17 protein-coding genes and 1 tRNA gene are annotated in these 15,384 nt (G+C 67.4%); 15 read left to right on the top strand and 3 right to left on the bottom strand.

Annotation, left to right across the window (positions count from 1 at the left end):
* Nucleotides 1–28: 28 nt before the first annotated feature.
* From pgmG to aguB, 12 genes are all read left to right on the top strand, one after another.
* Nucleotides 29–1,411, top strand: coding sequence for a phosphoglucomutase/phosphomannomutase PgmG (gene pgmG / locus H7V21_RS12555; RefSeq protein ID WP_188054077.1), 1,383 nt, complete (start codon nucleotides 29–31; stop codon nucleotides 1,409–1,411).
* A gap of 91 nt (nucleotides 1,412–1,502) precedes the next feature.
* On the top strand, nucleotides 1,503–2,267 hold the full coding sequence (locus H7V21_RS12550; protein ID WP_188054076.1) for an exonuclease domain-containing protein: 765 nt from the start codon (nucleotides 1,503–1,505) through the stop codon (nucleotides 2,265–2,267).
* Nucleotides 2,268–2,362: 95 nt separating this feature from the next.
* Complete coding sequence (rpiB, locus tag H7V21_RS12545) at nucleotides 2,363–2,815, top strand: ribose 5-phosphate isomerase B (protein ID WP_188054075.1); 453 nt, start codon at nucleotides 2,363–2,365, stop codon at nucleotides 2,813–2,815.
* Nucleotides 2,812–4,122 (top strand): serine hydroxymethyltransferase, encoded by a 1,311-nt coding sequence (gene glyA, locus H7V21_RS12540; RefSeq protein ID WP_188054074.1) that lies wholly within the window; start codon nucleotides 2,812–2,814, stop codon nucleotides 4,120–4,122. The genes rpiB and glyA overlap by 4 nt, the downstream gene beginning before the upstream one ends.
* Nucleotides 4,123–4,293: 171 nt before the next feature.
* Nucleotides 4,294–4,755 (top strand): transcriptional regulator NrdR, encoded by a 462-nt coding sequence (gene nrdR, locus H7V21_RS12535; RefSeq protein WP_188054073.1) that lies wholly within the window; start codon nucleotides 4,294–4,296, stop codon nucleotides 4,753–4,755.
* A 116-nt stretch (nucleotides 4,756–4,871) separates the two neighbouring features.
* Entirely contained in the window at nucleotides 4,872–5,600 is a 729-nt protein-coding gene (locus H7V21_RS12530; protein ID WP_188056536.1) for an RNA methyltransferase, read from the top strand.
* Between the two features lie 182 nt (nucleotides 5,601–5,782).
* A complete protein-coding gene (gene rpsD / locus H7V21_RS12525; RefSeq protein ID WP_188054072.1) occupies nucleotides 5,783–6,397 on the top strand; it encodes a 30S ribosomal protein S4 in 615 nt (204 codons plus the stop codon).
* A gap of 122 nt (nucleotides 6,398–6,519) precedes the next feature.
* Nucleotides 6,520–6,978: a hypothetical protein gene (locus H7V21_RS12520; protein WP_188054071.1), complete on the top strand. Its 459-nt coding sequence runs from the start codon at nucleotides 6,520–6,522 to the stop codon at nucleotides 6,976–6,978.
* 103 nt (nucleotides 6,979–7,081) lie between these two features.
* Nucleotides 7,082–8,731 (top strand): M28 family metallopeptidase, encoded by a 1,650-nt coding sequence (locus H7V21_RS12515; RefSeq protein ID WP_262503860.1) that lies wholly within the window; start codon nucleotides 7,082–7,084, stop codon nucleotides 8,729–8,731.
* Between the two features lie 41 nt (nucleotides 8,732–8,772).
* Nucleotides 8,773–9,750, top strand: coding sequence for an agmatine deiminase family protein (locus H7V21_RS12510; RefSeq protein ID WP_188054069.1), 978 nt, complete (start codon nucleotides 8,773–8,775; stop codon nucleotides 9,748–9,750).
* A 36-nt stretch (nucleotides 9,751–9,786) separates the two neighbouring features.
* Nucleotides 9,787–11,274 carry an amidohydrolase family protein gene (locus H7V21_RS12505; protein ID WP_188054068.1) on the top strand — a complete coding sequence of 496 codons (1,488 nt, stop codon included), beginning with the start codon at nucleotides 9,787–9,789 and terminating at the stop codon, nucleotides 11,272–11,274.
* Between the two features lie 156 nt (nucleotides 11,275–11,430).
* Nucleotides 11,431–12,300, top strand: a complete 870-nt coding sequence (gene aguB, locus H7V21_RS12500; protein WP_188054067.1) for an N-carbamoylputrescine amidase — start codon at nucleotides 11,431–11,433, stop codon at nucleotides 12,298–12,300.
* Nucleotides 12,301–12,307: 7 nt separating this feature from the next.
* On the opposite strand, the gene H7V21_RS12495 is transcribed toward aguB, so the two are convergent.
* Both H7V21_RS12495 and H7V21_RS12490 read right to left on the bottom strand, forming a co-directional pair.
* Entirely contained in the window at nucleotides 12,308–12,484 is a 177-nt protein-coding gene (locus H7V21_RS12495; RefSeq protein WP_188054066.1) for a hypothetical protein, read from the bottom strand.
* Entirely contained in the window at nucleotides 12,484–13,146 is a 663-nt protein-coding gene (locus H7V21_RS12490) for a uracil-DNA glycosylase (protein WP_188054065.1), read from the bottom strand. Before H7V21_RS12490 ends, H7V21_RS12495 begins: the two co-directional genes overlap by 1 nt.
* 23 nt (nucleotides 13,147–13,169) lie before the next feature.
* On the opposite strand from H7V21_RS12490, the gene folK reads away from it, so the two are divergent.
* Together folK and H7V21_RS12480 are read left to right on the top strand one after the other, a co-directional pair.
* Entirely contained in the window at nucleotides 13,170–13,643 is a 474-nt protein-coding gene (folK, locus tag H7V21_RS12485) for a 2-amino-4-hydroxy-6-hydroxymethyldihydropteridine diphosphokinase (protein ID WP_188054064.1), read from the top strand.
* A 34-nt stretch (nucleotides 13,644–13,677) separates the two neighbouring features.
* Nucleotides 13,678–13,753: transfer RNA gene (locus H7V21_RS12480), tRNA-Lys, on the top strand.
* A gap of 1 nt (nucleotide 13,754) precedes the next feature.
* Here the strand turns inward: H7V21_RS12480 and galE are convergent.
* Nucleotides 13,755–14,750 carry a UDP-glucose 4-epimerase GalE gene (gene galE, locus H7V21_RS12475; protein WP_188054063.1) on the bottom strand — a complete coding sequence of 332 codons (996 nt, stop codon included), beginning with the start codon at nucleotides 14,748–14,750 and terminating at the stop codon, nucleotides 13,755–13,757.
* Nucleotides 14,751–14,836: 86 nt separating this feature from the next.
* On the opposite strand from galE, the gene msrA reads away from it, so the two are divergent.
* Entirely contained in the window at nucleotides 14,837–15,382 is a 546-nt protein-coding gene (gene msrA / locus H7V21_RS12470; protein ID WP_188054062.1) for a peptide-methionine (S)-S-oxide reductase MsrA, read from the top strand.
* The last annotated feature ends 2 nt before the right edge of the window (nucleotides 15,383–15,384 follow it).

Genomic DNA, 15,384 nt, shown 5'->3' with positions numbered 1-15,384 from the left:
GCCCGCACGAGAAACGCCGGGAGGACTCATGACGCACCGCTTCGACCCGACTTCGCTGCGCGAATACGACATTCGCGGGATCGTCGGGAAAACCCTGGGGCCGGACGATGCCCGGGCGATCGGCCGCGGATTCGCGACGCTGCTGCGCCGCGCCGGCGGCCATCGCGTCGCCGTGGGCCGCGACGGCCGCGCCTCGTCGCTGGAACTGGAGGCGGCGCTCGTCGCGGGGCTGACGGCGTCGGGCTGCGACGTGGTGAAGATCGGCCTCGGCCCCACGCCAATGCTCTATTATGCCGAAGCCACGCTAGAAGTGGACGGCGGCATTCAGATAACCGGCAGCCACAATCCCGCCGAGTACAACGGCTTCAAGATGGTGTTCCAGCACCGCTCGTTTTTCGGTTCCGACATTCAGGAGCTCGGCAAGCTGGCGGCGGAAGGCGATTGGGAGGATGGCCAGGGCACGGTGACGGAGGCCGATGTCGTCGACCTCTATGTCGGGCGACTGATGGCGGGCTATGCCGGCGGCGCCTATCGCGTCGGATGGGATACGGGCAATGGCGCCGCCGGCCCGGTGGTCGAAAAGCTGGTGAAGCTGCTCCCCGGTGAGCACCATACGCTCTTCACCGATGTGGACGGCCGTTTCCCCAATCATCATCCCGATCCCACCGAAGAGAAGAACCTCGCCGATCTGAAGGCGCTGGTCGCCGAGAGGCAGCTCGATTTCGGACTGGCGTTCGATGGCGACGGAGACCGGCTCGGCGCGGTCGACGGGCAAGGCCGCGTCGTCTGGGGGGATCAGCTTCTCTCCATTCTGGCCGAACCGGTTCTGCGCGAACAGCCCGGCGCGACGATCATCGCCGATGTGAAGGCCAGCCAGATGCTGTTCGATCGAGTCGCCGAGCTGGGCGGCGAGCCGCTGATGTGGAAGACCGGCCACAGCCTGGTGAAGACGAAGATGAAGGAGACCGGTGCGCCGCTCGCGGGCGAGATGAGCGGCCACATCTTCTTCGCGCACGATTATTACGGCTTCGACGACGCGCAATATGCCGCCGTCCGCCTGATCCGCGCGCTGCACATGATCGGCAGGTCGCTGACCGATCTGAAGAGTGCGATGCCGCAGCTCGTCAACACGCCCGAGATGCGCTTCCAGGTCGACGAGAGCCGCAAGTTCGCGGTCGTCGAGGAAGTGCTCGACCGGCTCGAACAGGAAGGCGCCGACGTCAACCGGACCGACGGCGCCCGCGTCAACACGCCCGACGGCTGGTGGCTGCTCCGCGCTTCGAACACCCAGGATGTGCTCGTCGCCCGCGCCGAGGCGAAGGACCAGGCGGGGCTCGACCGCCTGATGGCGATGATCGACGCGCAGCTCGCGAAGAGCGGTGTCGAACGGGGTCCCCAGGCGGGACATTGAGGCCGACTCGGCCCCTCCTCCTCTCGGGAGGGGCCGGTCGCGACGTCCAAAGGGGCTGGCAATTGCGCGCGCAAAGCGCCACTTGAGAGCCATGGCTTCCCCGGCTTCCTCGCAGATCATTCGCGTCATCGACCTCGAAACCACCGGTTCCTCGCCGCCCGCCCATGCCGTTCTGGAGATCGGCTGGCAGGACGTGATGCTCGGCGAGGACGGGCGATGGGAGCTGCACGGCGACGGCGGAGCGATTCTCGTCAATCCCGGCCGCCCGATCCCGCCGATCACGCAGGCGGTGCATCATATCCTCGAGGAGCAGGTGGCGGACGCCCCCTGGTGGCATGATGTCGCCCGCCAGGTGCTCGATCCCTATCCCAAGCGCCTCGCGCTGGCGGCGCACCGCGCCGACTTCGAGCAGCAATATTGCTCGCCGCGCCTCACCCACGGCGCCGACTGGGTGTGCACCTGGAAATGCGCGATGCGGCTGTGGCCCGATTCGCCAGGCTTCTCGAACCAGATCCTGCGCTACTGGCGCAAGCCCGAGGGATTGGTCCACGAGCGCGGCCTGCCCGTGCACCGCGCCTTTCCCGACGCCTATGTGACGGCGCATCACCTGCGCGACATGCTCAACGAAGCCAGCCTTGCGCAGCTTCTCGAGTGGTCGAACCTTCCGGGCCTGCTGCCCCGCGTTCGCAGTGGGCCGGACCGGGGCAAGGAATGGCAGGAGATCGAGGACGAGGTGCTCGAGAATTTCCTCGGCGATCGCGATCCCGACGTGCGCTACACTGCCGAGCAGGAATTCGAGCGGCGGCGCGGCGGCGGCTATGTCGGCCGCGATCCGGCCGAGCGGCTGCTGCTCTAGGCGCCGGCCGCATTGCGATCGGGTGTGGCGTTCACCGGCGAGAGCGCCTAGATAGCCGCCACGCAACATCGCCAACCCGGGAGCGCGCTGCCTTCATGCGTATTGCCCTCGCCGCCGACCATGCGGCAGTCGACCTGAAAACGATGCTCGCCGACTGGCTGCGCGATCAGGGGCATGACGTGCTCGATCTCGGCACGAACGGGCCGGATCGAGTCGATTATCCGGACTTCGGGTACAGGCTGGCCGAAGCGGTCGCGAGCGGTCGGGCGGAGCGCGGCGTGGCCCTGTGCGGTTCGGGCATCGGAATCTCGATGGCAGTGAACCGCCATCCAGCCTGTCGCTGCGCACTGGTCTCCGAGCCCTATTCGGCGGCGCTTGCGCGCGAGCATAACGATGCGAACGTGATCGCGATGGGCGCGCGGCTGATCGGCCCCGACATGGCCGTAGCCTGTCTCAAGAGTTTTCTGAGCGGCCAGTTCGGCGAGGGCCGCCACACCGGGCGCGTCGCCAAACTGAACGCCCCCTCCTTCGAAAGGACCTCCGCATGAGCACCAATCCCGTCGATGCGGGCGTTCAGCCCGACGGTTTCTTCACGCGCAGCCTTTCCGAAGCCGATCCCGAGGTCTTTGCGGGCATCGCCCATGAGCTCGACCGCGAGCAGCACCAGATCGAACTGATCGCGAGCGAGAACATCGTGTCGAAGGCGGTGCTCGCCGCACAGGGCAGCGTGTTCACCAACAAATATGCCGAGGGCTATCCCGGCAAGCGCTATTATCAGGGCTGCCACCCGTCCGACGAAGTCGAGACGCTGGCGATCGAGCGCGCCAAGAAGCTGTTCGGCTGCAACTTCGTCAACGTCCAGCCGCATTCGGGCGCGCAGGCGAACGGCGCGGTGATGCTGGCGCTGGCCAAGCCCGGCGACACGATCATGGGCCTCAGCCTCGACGCCGGTGGCCACCTGACCCACGGCGCGCGTGCAGCGATGAGCGGCAAATGGTTCAACGCGGTGCAATATGGCGTGCGCGAGGACGATCATCTGATCGACTTCGATCAGGTCGAACGGCTGGCCAAGGAGCACAAGCCGCAGCTGATCATCGCGGGTGGCTCGGCATATCCGCGGCAGATCGACTTCGCCAGGTTCCGTGCGATCGCCGACGAAGTGGGTGCGCTGTTCATGGTCGACATGGCGCATTTCGCCGGGCTGGTCGCGGGCGGCGCGCATCCCTCGCCGTTCGGACACGCGCATGTGGTGACCACCACCACGCACAAGACGCTGCGCGGCCCGCGTGGCGGCATGGTGCTGACCGATGACGAGGCGATCGCCAAGAAGATCAATTCGGCGGTGTTCCCGGGGCTGCAAGGCGGACCGCTGATGCATGTCATCGCCGCCAAGGCGGTGGCGTTCGGCGAAGCGCTGCGGCCGGAATTCAAGAGCTATGCCGCGGCGGTGGTCGAGAATGCCAAGGTGCTGGCGGCAACGCTCAAGGAACGCGGCGCCGATCTCGTTTCGGGCGGCACCGACACGCATCTCGCGCTGGTCGACCTCACCCCGCTGGGCGTCACCGGCAAGGATGCCGACGAGGCGCTGGAGCGCGCCGCGATCACCTGCAACAAGAACGGCATCCCCAATGATCCGCTGCCGCCGATGAAGACCAGCGGCATCCGTGTGGGCAGCCCGGCGGGCACCACGCGCGGCTTCGGCCCGGCCGAGTTCCGCGAGATCGGCAACATGATCGCCGACGTGCTCGACGGACTGCGCGAGAAGGGCGAAACCGGCGACCCGCAGGTCGAGGCAGAGGTGAAGGGCCGCGTGCGTGCGCTATGCGAGCGCTTCCCGATCTATCCGGAGGCGTAAGGGCTCGACGAGGCTCCTGAGCGTGCCGAAGTGATCAGGAGAAACATGCCCCCAGCATGTTTCAGGATCGTCCCGTGGACGATCCGGCCTGATCACCGTATCGAAGGGTGCGTCGAGACGGGTCTTCGCCGGGGCTCAGCCCCTCCTCAGCACGAACGGATTTGACCGACAATGCGCTGCCCCTTTTGCGGCCATGAAGACAGCCAGGTTAAGGACAGCCGCCCCACCGAGGACGGGGCGGCGATCCGGCGGCGGCGCCAGTGCGAGGCATGCGCCGCGCGCTTCACCACCTTCGAACGCATCCAGCTGCGCGACCTGACCGTCGTCAAAAGCGCCGACCGCCGCGAGCCGTTCGAGCGCGACAAGCTGGTCCGTTCGGTGTCGATCGCCTGTCGCAAGCGCCCGATCACGGGCGCGCAGATCGAAAAGCTGGTCAGCGGAATCCAGCGCCAGCTGGAAACCGGCGGCGAGACCGACATCCCCGCCCAGCGGATCGGCGAACTGGTGATGGAGGGGCTCAAGGGCCTCGATTCGGTCGCCTACATCCGCTTCGCCAGCGTCTACAAGGATTTCCGCGAGGCCCGCGATTTCGAAGAGTTCGCGGGGACGGTCAGCGAAGTCGGGAAAGGGTGAGCGGAACCACCGCGTCGTTCGAACTATCCTCCCTCCGTTCGTGCCGAGCGAAGGGGGAGAGTTGACGCCGTACTGCGCAGCTCCCATCGCACTCGTCGAGAGTTGAACCAGCCGTGATCGCCCCCGCCCCTCCCCCCGTCATCGTCCTCGTCCGACCGCAACTGGGCGAGAATATCGGCAAGGCCGCGCGCGCGATGCTGAATTTCGGGCTCACCGAGATGCGTCTCGTCAGCCCGCGCGACGGTTGGCCCAATCCCTCCGCCGGGCCCGCCGCGAGCGGTGCCGACATCGTCCTCGAGCAGGCGCAGGTCTTCGAGAGCGTTGCCGAAGCGGTCGCCGATTGCGCGCATGTCTACGCCACTACGGTGCGCAAGCGCGGCGTCACCAAGCCGGTTGTCACGCCTGAGGAGGCGGCGCGCGCGATCCGCACCGAAGCGGGCCGCTCCGCGCTGCTCTTCGGACCCGAGCGGTCCGGGCTGGAGACCGACGACGTGGCCGTCGCGCGCACCATCCTCACCGTGCCGATCAATCCCGAGTTCGGGTCGCTCAATCTCGCCCAGGCCGTGATCCTGACCGCCTATGAATGGTCGAAAGGCGCGGCGCTCGTGCAGCCGACCGAGGAGGAACTCGACCCGCCGGCGCCGCAGCACGAGCTGGACGGGCTGATCGGCCAGCTCGACGCGATGCTGGTGGCAAGCGGCTTCTATCATCCGCCCGAGCGCACGCCCGCCACGCGCCGCACGCTGCGCACGCTGCTGACCAAGCCGGGCTGGACCGCGCAGGAGATCCGCACGCTGCGCGGCGTGCTCTCGGCGTTGGAGGGCAAGAAGCGCCCCCGCGCTTGACTTTCCGCCCGCCCGCGCGTACCCGCGCGCCTTCGCAATCGGCCCCGCACCCCGGTGAAGCGGCGGCCCTGCCTCTCAACATCCGAGAATAGCAGGCGAAACCGGGATCGCGATCAGGGCGCATTCCTCGCTGCGAGGCACGCGTCCGGGTCAACGTCGTTGGCAATTGTAAGGAATTTGGAATGTCGAAGCGCTCCAGCGCCAAGTACAAGCTCGACCGCCGGATGGGCGAGAACATTTGGGGTCGCCCCAAGTCGCCCGTCAACAAGCGCGAATATGGCCCCGGCCAGCATGGCCAGCGCCGCAAGGGCAAGATGTCCGACTTCGGCATCCAGCTGCGCGCCAAGCAGAAGCTGAAGGGCTATTACGGCGACGTCACCGAGAAGCAGTTCAAGCGCACCTACGAAGAAGCGTCGAAGATGAAGGGCGATACGTCGCAGAACCTCATCGGCCTTCTCGAGCAGCGTCTCGACATGGTGGTCTATCGCGCCAAGTTCGCACCGACGATCTGGTCCGCGCGCCAGCTGGTGAACCACGGCCACGTCCGCGTGAACGGCGAAAAGTGCAACATCGGCTCGCGCCGCATCAAGCCGGGCGACGAGGTTTCGCTCTCGTCGAAGGCGCAGGAAATGGCGCTGGTGATGGAGGCGCAGAGCCTCGCCGAGCGCGACATTCCCGATTATGTCGCTCCGGACGGCGCATCGAAGATCACCTTCACGCGCGTGCCGACGCTGGACGAAGTTCCCTATCCGGTGAAGATGGAACCGAACCTGGTCGTCGAGTTCTACTCGCGCTGATTTCTCGGCAGTAGCAGAAAACGGAAGGGGCGGTTCCGCGAGGGGCCGCCCTTTTTCGTCGCTCCGCGCGGGCGCTTCTGCGATCGGCAGGCCGACCAGGCGGCGAGAATGGAGACGGCCCGATGCTCTGGACAATCCTTCTCCCACTTGTCGCGGTGCAGACGGCGGACGAGCCGCTTCCCATCCGGACCGGCGTCTGCGCGGAGGGCCCCGCTGACGACATCATACATGTGAGCGTGATGCGGCCGGATCGCGTGTTCCGGATCCACCCGGATACCGAGGCGATCATCACGGACGGCGAACGCTACAGCTTCCGGCGCCGTTCGCCGGTCGGTCACTTTTTTCGGGAAAGGCTCTGCCACGCCGCCCAGGCGCAGGCGCTTCCGCCCGAAGACAGGCTCGCGGCGCGGATCGTGATCCATGCCGAGAGCAACCCCGGCAGCGCACTTGCAATCGAATACCCGCTTTTCGACGCGCCCGGTCGAATGCTGCGGGCTGAGGTGGAGGAGGTCGAAATGCTGGTCCCCACATCGGGGGTGCGCTACCTGCTCGATCATGTCGGGCTCGATCCCGAACAATAGGCGCCAGCCGGCGCTCGGCGCGCAAAGGCACGAAACCGCGCCGCCTTGCCCCGGCGGCGCCCGGCTGGCAAACTCGCGCGGCCTTCAGACCATGAGGATGCCGATGCGCCCGCTCCTGTTCGCCCTTCTGCTTCCCCTCGCCGCCTGCACCACCACCGGTTCGGCAGATCGCGGAGTCGCGCCCGAGCTGTCGCTCGAGACGATGCGGACCGTCACCCGCACGCTGGCGTCGGACGAGTTCGAAGGCCGCGCTCCGGGCACCGCGGGCGAGGAGAAGACACTCGCCTATCTGGCCGAGCAATTCGCCGCCGCCGGGCTGCAGCCGGGCAACAACGGCAGCTGGTTCCAGGATGTGCCGCTGGTCGAGATCACCGCGCGCGACGTTTCGGATCTCACGTTCGACACGCCGCAGGGCGCGCTCAGCCTCGACTATGGCGCCGACATGGTCGTCACCACCAATCGCGTGACGCCGCGGATCGACGTGAACGACAGCGACGTCGTGTTCGTCGGCTATGGCATCAACGCGCCCGAGCGCGGCTGGAACGACTATGCCGGCGTCGACGTGCGCGGCAAGACGGTCGTCATCCTCGTCAACGATCCCGACTGGCAGACGCAGAGCCTGGAAGGCCCGTTCGGCGGGCGGGCGATGACCTATTACGGCCGCTGGACCTATAAATATGAGGAAGCCGCGCGGCAGGGCGCGGCCGCGGCGCTGATCGTCCACCAGGCCGAGCCGGCATCCTATGGCTGGAACGTCGTCCAGTCGAGCTGGTCGGGTCCGCAGCAGGTTGCCGACGCCGCCGACGGCCATATGGGCGAGACCAAGGCGAACGGCTGGATCCAGCTCGACGCGGCGCGGCGGCTGTTCGCCGCGGCGGGGCAGGATTTCGACCGGATGGCGGAGGCGGCGAAGCGTCCCGGCTTCACTGCGGTTCCGCTGGAGCGAGTCGCCGCGTCGATCTCGTTCGACAATGCCGTGCGGCGGCATGCATCGAAGAATGTGATCGGCATCCTGCCGGGCGCCACGCGCCCCGAAGAATATGTCCTGCACACCGCGCATTGGGATCATCTGGGCCGCTGCGAGGCGGCGCCCGATGGGGACGACATCTGCAACGGCGCGATCGACAATGCGGTGGGCATCGCCGCGCTGGTCGCGTTGGCCGAGGCGCATGCCGATGCCGGCGCACCCGCGCGCAGTCTGGTATTCCTGGCGGTGACCGCCGAGGAATCGGGGCTGCTCGGCTCGAAATATTATGGCGAGAACCCGATCTATCCGCTCGCGCAGACCGCGGGCGGGCTCAATATCGACGCCCCGATGATGACCGCGCCGGCGCGCGACGTGGTGGTGATCGGCAAGGGCAAGTCGCAGCTCGACGCCTATCTGGAGCGTGCGCTCGCCACACAGGGGCGCACCGCATCGATGGAGCCGACGCCCGAAGCGGGCTATTATTACCGCTCGGATCATTTCAGCCTGGCCAAGCAAGGCGTGCCGATGCTCTATGTCGACAGCGGCACCGATCTGATCGAAGGCGGCACTGCGGCGGGCGAGGCGGCGCAGGCCGACTATACCGAGAACCGCTATCACGGCCCGCAGGACGACTATGATCCCGCCTGGGATTGGCGCGGCGTGATGCAGGACCTCGCGCTCTATTATCGCATCGGCCGCGAGCTGGCGGATAGCGACGAATGGCCCAACTGGGTCGAGGGCGACGAGTTCCGCGCCATCCGCGATGCAAGCCGCGCCGGCCGGTGAGCGGCTTTTCCTGAGCCACGCCAGCCTTTAGGGGGAGCCGCATGATCACGCCTCCTCCCCCCGAATGGGCGCCGCACGACGCCGTCTGGATCGGCTTTCCCAGCCACACCGAACTGTGGGGCGGCGATTGCGGCCCCGCGCAGGCCGAAGTCGCGGGTTTCGTGCGCGCGGTGCATGCCGGCGGACGCGGAGAGCGCGTGCTGCTTGTGGCGGCGAACGAGGAGGCCGGAGCCGCAGCCCGCGCGCTGGCGGGCGATTTCGCCGAGGTGGTGGTCGAACGGTTCGGCGACGTGTGGCTGCGCGACACCGGGCCAATACTGGGCGGCGACGGCACCGCGCACCGCTTCGATTTCAACGGCTGGGGCAGGAAATACGAGTATCCCGGCGACGAGGATGTCGGCGACCGGCTGGCACGTCGCCGCGGGCTCGCGCCGGTGACGCACGATTGGGTGCTGGAAGGCGGCGCGATCGATTTCGACGGCACCGGGCTCGCCGTCACCACCGAACAGTGCCTGCTCAACCCGAACCGCAATCCGGAGCTGACCCGCGCGGACATCGAGCGCCGGTTGCGCGACCAGCTGGGTCTCACGCGCATTCTGTGGCTGGGGGATGGGCTGCTGAACGACCATACCGACGGCCATGTCGACAATCTGGCGCGCTTCGTGGCGCCCGGCCGGCTGGCGCTGCCCGAACCGGCGGGGCAGGACGATCCCAACTGGGCCGTCTATCAGGACGCGGCGAAGCGTGCGCGCACCTTCGGCGTCGAGCTGGTGCGCATCCCCTCGCCCGGGCGCGTGCTCGACGAGAGCGGCGCGATCGTCCCGGCGAGCTATATGAACTTCTACATCGGCAATGCCGCCGTAGTGATCCCGCTCTATGGCCGGCCCAACGACGACGCCGCGGTCGAGGCGATCCAGGAGATCTTTCCGCGGCACACCGCCGTCGGCATCCGCGCCGACCACATCCTGACCGGCGGCGGCAGCTTCCATTGCATCAGCCAGCAGATTCCCGCACGCTGAACCCCGGCGGGGTCGAGCGAGGCGAGGAGTCGTGCGATGCGTGGTCTATCCGACGAGGATCTCGAGCGGCTGAAGCCCGCGGAGCAGGTTGAGCCGCGCACGCCGCTACCGGTGCGGATGGTGTCGAGCGAGGAGTATCGCCCTGTCCCGCAGAGTGCCAAGCAGCGCGAGACCGAGGCGCGGCTCTACGAAATCGCCGACGGCATCGCGCCGAAGCTTGGATTGAGCCGACGCCGCTTCTTCCAGACATCGGCCGGAACGGCGGCCGGGTTCGCCGCGCTGAACGGCGCGTTCGGCCCGATCTTCGCCGTCGGCGAGGCGGAAGCGAACACGCCCGAGCTGGCCGACGAACGCGCGCAGGCCCTCGCGGGCCAGTTCATCATGGACATGCACACGCATTTCCTGCGCGACGACACGCGCCTCACCCATTTCGTCCGAATGCGCGAGTCGGTCGCGGCGCAGGGGTGGAACCCGCAGCTCGAAGAGGGCGCGCAGACGATCGAAGCCCTGAAGTTCGAAAACTACTTCAAGGAAGTGTTCCTCGACAGCGACACCAAGATCGCGCTCATCTCCTCCGCCCCCTCCGAGATCCCCGAGGACTGGTTCCTCACCAACCGGCAGATGGCGGCGGCGCGCGCGACGGTGAACGGCCAGGCCGGATCGAAGCGGATGATGACCCATGCGATCATCACGCCCGAGAGCCCCGGCTGGCTCGACGACCTCGACGCGGCGCTCGAACTGCGGCCCGATTCGCTCAAGGGCTATACGGTGGGCGACAACACCCACAAGGAACTGGCGCGGCATCCCTGGCGGATGGACAGTCGCGAGACCTATCGCGGCTATGAAAAGGCGCTGGCGGCCGGCGTCACCAACATCTGCGTCCACAAGGGGCTGTGGGGCCGCGGGCTCGACGACCGCTTCCCGATCCTCGCGCCCTATGCGCGAGTCGACGATGTCGCGCAGGCGGCGAAGGACTGGCCGCAGCTCAACTTCGTCATCTATCACGCCGCCTACCGGCTCGACGATCCCGAATGGGCGCTCGCCGAATTCGAGCGCACCGGCCGGATCGACTGGGTGACCGATCTGGCCGAGATCCCGGAGAAGCACGGCGTCAGCAACGTCTATGCCGACCTCGGCCAGATCTTCGCGCAGACGCTGGTGGCCCAGCCGCGCATCTGCGCCGCGATCATGGGACAGCTGGTGAAGGGCCTGGGCGCCGATCACGTCTGCTGGGGCACCGACGCGGTGTGGACCGGATCCCCGCAGTGGCAGATCGAGGGGCTGCGGCGGCTCGAAATCCCCGAGGACATGCAGCGCGCCCACGGCTTCGCGCCGCTGGGCGCCGCCGACGGGCCGGTGAAGACCGCGATCTTCGGCGGCAACAATGCGCGGCTGTACGGAGTCGAGCCGCTCGAGACCGCAGCGGCGCTGGAACGCGACCGGTTCGCCGCGCTCAAGCGCGCCTATGTGGCGCGCGGAGCCACGCCGTCGAACCGCCGCTACGGCTATGTTGCACGGGGATAGCGCCGAAGCGCATGCCCTCGGCTTTTCGCATGCGGATGCTCATCGGCGCGCGATCAGCCGTTCGACCGTGCGTTCCATCGTCGCCCTGTCTCCTCACGTCCGGCACTCGCACGCGGCGGGTGCCACTGTGCGCCGATCGAGTCTAAGGACAAGCGCATGACCCAGATCACCGTCGCCGCGCTGCAGCTCGCCTTTTCGAACGACATCGACGCGAACGTCGCCAACGTCTCCGAACTCGTGCGCGAGGCGGCGGGCAAGGGCGCGCAGGTCGTCCTTCCGCCCGAGCTGTTCGAAGGCGAATATTTCTGCCGCACCGAGGAGGAGGAGCTGTTCGCAAGTGCCGCTCCGGTCGGCGAGCACAAGGCAGTGCTCGCGATGCAGGCGCTGGCCGAGGCGCTGCGCATCCACATCCCGACCAGCTTCTTCGAAAAGGACGGGCCGCATTATTACAACAGCCTCGCGATGATCGGTCCCGACGGCGAGGTCCGCGGCGTCTATCGCAAGAGCCACATCCCCGACGGGCCGGGCTATGAGGAGAAATATTATTTCCGCCCCGGCAACACCGGCTTCCGCGTGTGGGACGGCCCGACCGCCGACGCGAAGCTGGGCGTCGGCGTCTGTTGGGACCAATGGTATCCCGAAACCGCGCGCACGATGATGCTGATGGGCGCCGAACTGCTTTTCTACCCCACCGCAATCGGCAGCGAGCCCTATGACGCCGATCTCGACACCAGCCGCATGTGGCGCCGCGCGATGATCGGCCATGCGGTGTCGAATGTGGTGCCGGTGATCGCCGCCAACCGCATCGGCACCGAAGGGATCGGCCCCGACGGCGGACAGAGCTTCTACGGCCACAGCTTCATCTGCGACGAATGGGGCGACATCGTCGCCGAATTCGGCGCGGAGGAGACCGGCGCGCTTGTCGCCACGCTCGATCTCGATCGCGCGCGCAAGCACCGCGCGGGAATGGGCTTCTTCCGCGATCGCCGGCCCGAACTCTACCGCCGCATGGTCGAGGACGTCTGACCCGCGCTCAGCGGTGCCGCCGAGCCGCCAGCAGCCCGCGAAGCATGAGCGCGGGAACGGCTAGCCCGACGACCAACCCCGCCACCGCGCCCCAGATCAGCCCCTGCTGCCCGGCCAGTGCGCTCCCCGCCCAGGCGCCGCCGAACAGCGTCACCACCGGCACGAGACAGCCTAGCGCGAGCATCAGCCCTGCTCCGCCCGCAGCGCCAGCGCCCGCGCGAACACCGCCTCGAACATGTCGGCCGTCAGCCGTCCGGTGTTCGTGTTGTAGCGGCTGCAGTGATAGCTATCGATCAGGATGCGGCCGTCGGGCATGCGATGTTCGGCCAGGTGCCCGAACTTCGCCTTCGGCAGCCTGCCGCCGAGCGTCTTGACCGCCGACTGGTGCGCGATCTGGCCGAGCGCGATGAAGACGCGCGCATTCGGCAGAATGTCCACCTGCCCCTCGAGGAACGGACGGCAGGTACGGATCTCTTCCGGAGTCGGCTTGTTCTGCGGCGGCAGGCATTTGACCGAATTGATGATGATCGCGCCGCGCAGCGCCAGCCCGTCATCGGGGCGCGCGTCATAGTCGCCCTCGGCCAGTCCGAACTTCCTGAGCGTGGCGAACAGCAGGTCGCCGGCATAATCGCCCGTGAAAGGTCGCCCGGTGCGGTTCGCCCCGTGCTTGCCCGGCGCAAGGCCGATGATGCCGAGCCATGCGCCGGGATCGCCGAACGCCGGCACCGGCGCATTCCACCAATCGGGATATTCGGCGCGCAGCTCCTCGCGGAATTCGACCAGCCGGGGGCAGCGCGGGCAATCGAGCGGCGGCTCGGTGGCGGGGATGGGGCTTGGCGCGAACATGGGGGCGGGATAGGCGCGCCCGCATGGCGACGACAAGCTATCTGATCGCGCTCGGTTCGAACCGATGGGGCCGCCACGGCCCGCCCGAGCGCGAACTGCGCGCCGCGCTAGATGCGATTGGCGGCATCGTCCATGCCGCTCCGGTCCTGCGAACCCCGCCGCTCGGACCCTCGCGGCGGCGCTTCGCCAATGCCGCCGCGATCATCGCCACCGACGAGAGCCCGCCCCGGCTGCTGGCACGGCTCAAGGCGATCGAGCGCGATTTCGGGCGGCGCGGCGCGCGACGCTGGGCCCAGCGGGTACTCGATCTCGACATCATCCTATGGTCGGAGGGGGCGTGGTCCGGCCCCGGGCTCACCGTACCGCATCCGGCGTTTCGAGAGCGCGACTTCGTGTTGCGGCCGGCGGTACGAATCGCACCGGATTGGCGCGACCCGCTGACCGGTCTCAGCATCCGCCAGCTCGCCAAGCGGCAGGGCAAACCGCGACGCAGTTGACCATATGCGCCCTCGCCCCTAGGTGCGGCGGCGTGGGCCGTTAGCTCAGTCGGTAGAGCAACTGACTTTTAATCAGTAGGTCGCTGGTTCGAACCCAGCACGGCTCACCACCTACTCCCGCTCCGCCAGCTTCCGCTCCCAGGCGAGCGCATCGGAAACGATGCGGTCGAGGTCGTCGTGCTTCGGGCGCCAAGGCAGCGCCGCGAGGATCGCCCGATTGTCCGCGACGAGCGAGTCGGGATCGCCCGCCCGGCGCCCTTCGAGCCGTCGCTCGATCTTCACATTGGTGACGCGATCCACCGCATCGAGCACTTCGAGCACCGAATAGCCGCGGCCATAGCCGGCGTTGAGCACATGGCTCTCCTGCGGCCTCGCGATCAGCAGCTCGAGCGCGTCGACATGCGCGGCGGCAAGATCGCTGACATGGATATAGTCGCGCACTCCCGTTCCATCGGGGGTGGCGAAATCGGTGCCGAACACCGAAACGCCCCCGCGCTTCCCCGTCGCGGCCTCGACGGCCACCTTGATCAAGTGAGTCGCGCCCGCGGTCGACTGGCCGCTGCGCCCCCGCGGGTCGGCGCCGGCGACGTTGAAATAGCGCAGCGCGCAATAGTTGAGCGGATGCGCGGCAGCGACGTCCTTCAGCATGATCTCGGTCATCAGCTTGGACATGCCATAGGGATTGATCGGCCGCGTCGCGCTGTCCTCCGCCACCGGCACGCGCTCGGGAATGCCATAGGTCGCGGCGGTCGAGGAAAAGAGGAAATGCGGCACGCCGCATGCCACGGCGCTTTCGATCAGCGCGCGGCTCGCGGCGGTGTTGTTGCGATAATATTTGAGTGGATCGGCCACCGATTCGGGCACCACCACCGATCCGGCGAAGTGCATCACCGCGCGCACGTCATGCGCGCGCATCGCCCCGCGAACGGCGTCGTCGTCGGCGATATCGGCCCGTACCAGCGTCGCGCGCGGATCGACCGCCCAGGCGAATCCGGTGACCAGATTGTCGACCACCAGCACCCGCCATCCGGCGTCGAGCAGCGCGAGCACCGCGTGACTGCCGATATAGCCGGCGCCACCGGTCACCAGGATCGTTTCGTCGCGCATTGCCGCCCTCCCCTTCGCCGCTCGCCTAGCCGCCACGATTGCGCCGCGCCAGTCCCACCCTATCTAGCGCGGGTAAGGAGATACTGATGACGCGTGAAACTGCGACCCTGGCAGGAGGCTGCTTCTGGTGCACCGAGGCGGTGTTCAATGATGTGATCGGCGTGGAAAAGGTCGAGAGCGGCTATACCGGCGGCACGGTGGCCGATCCGACGTACAAGCAGGTCTGCAGCGGCGACACCGGCCATGCCGAGGCGGTCCAGATCACCTATGATCCCGAGAAGATCAGCTATGACGAGCTGCTCGACATTTTCTTCGCGACGCACGATCCGACGCAGCTCAATCGTCAGGGCAACGATGTCGGCACGCAATATCGTTCGGCGATCTTTCCCGCCTCGCCCGAGCAGGCGCAAGCGGCGATGCGCGGGATCGAGCGCAACCAGCTCAACTGGACCGCGCCTATCGTGACCAAGATCGAGCCGCTCGGCGAATGGTACAAGGCCGAGGACGATCACCAGGAATATTGGGAAGGTGAAGGCCAGCGGAATCCCTATTGCCTCGCGGTGATCCCGCCCAAGCTCCAGAAGCTGCGCAAGAGCTTCGCCAATCGGGTGAAGGAAGGCGCAGCCGCCTGAAG

This window comes from Sphingosinithalassobacter sp. CS137, assembly GCF_014334115.1.
In the GTDB taxonomy this organism is placed as follows: domain Bacteria; phylum Pseudomonadota; class Alphaproteobacteria; order Sphingomonadales; family Sphingomonadaceae; genus Sphingomonas.
This window is presented reverse-complemented; position numbering and strand designations above follow the sequence as displayed.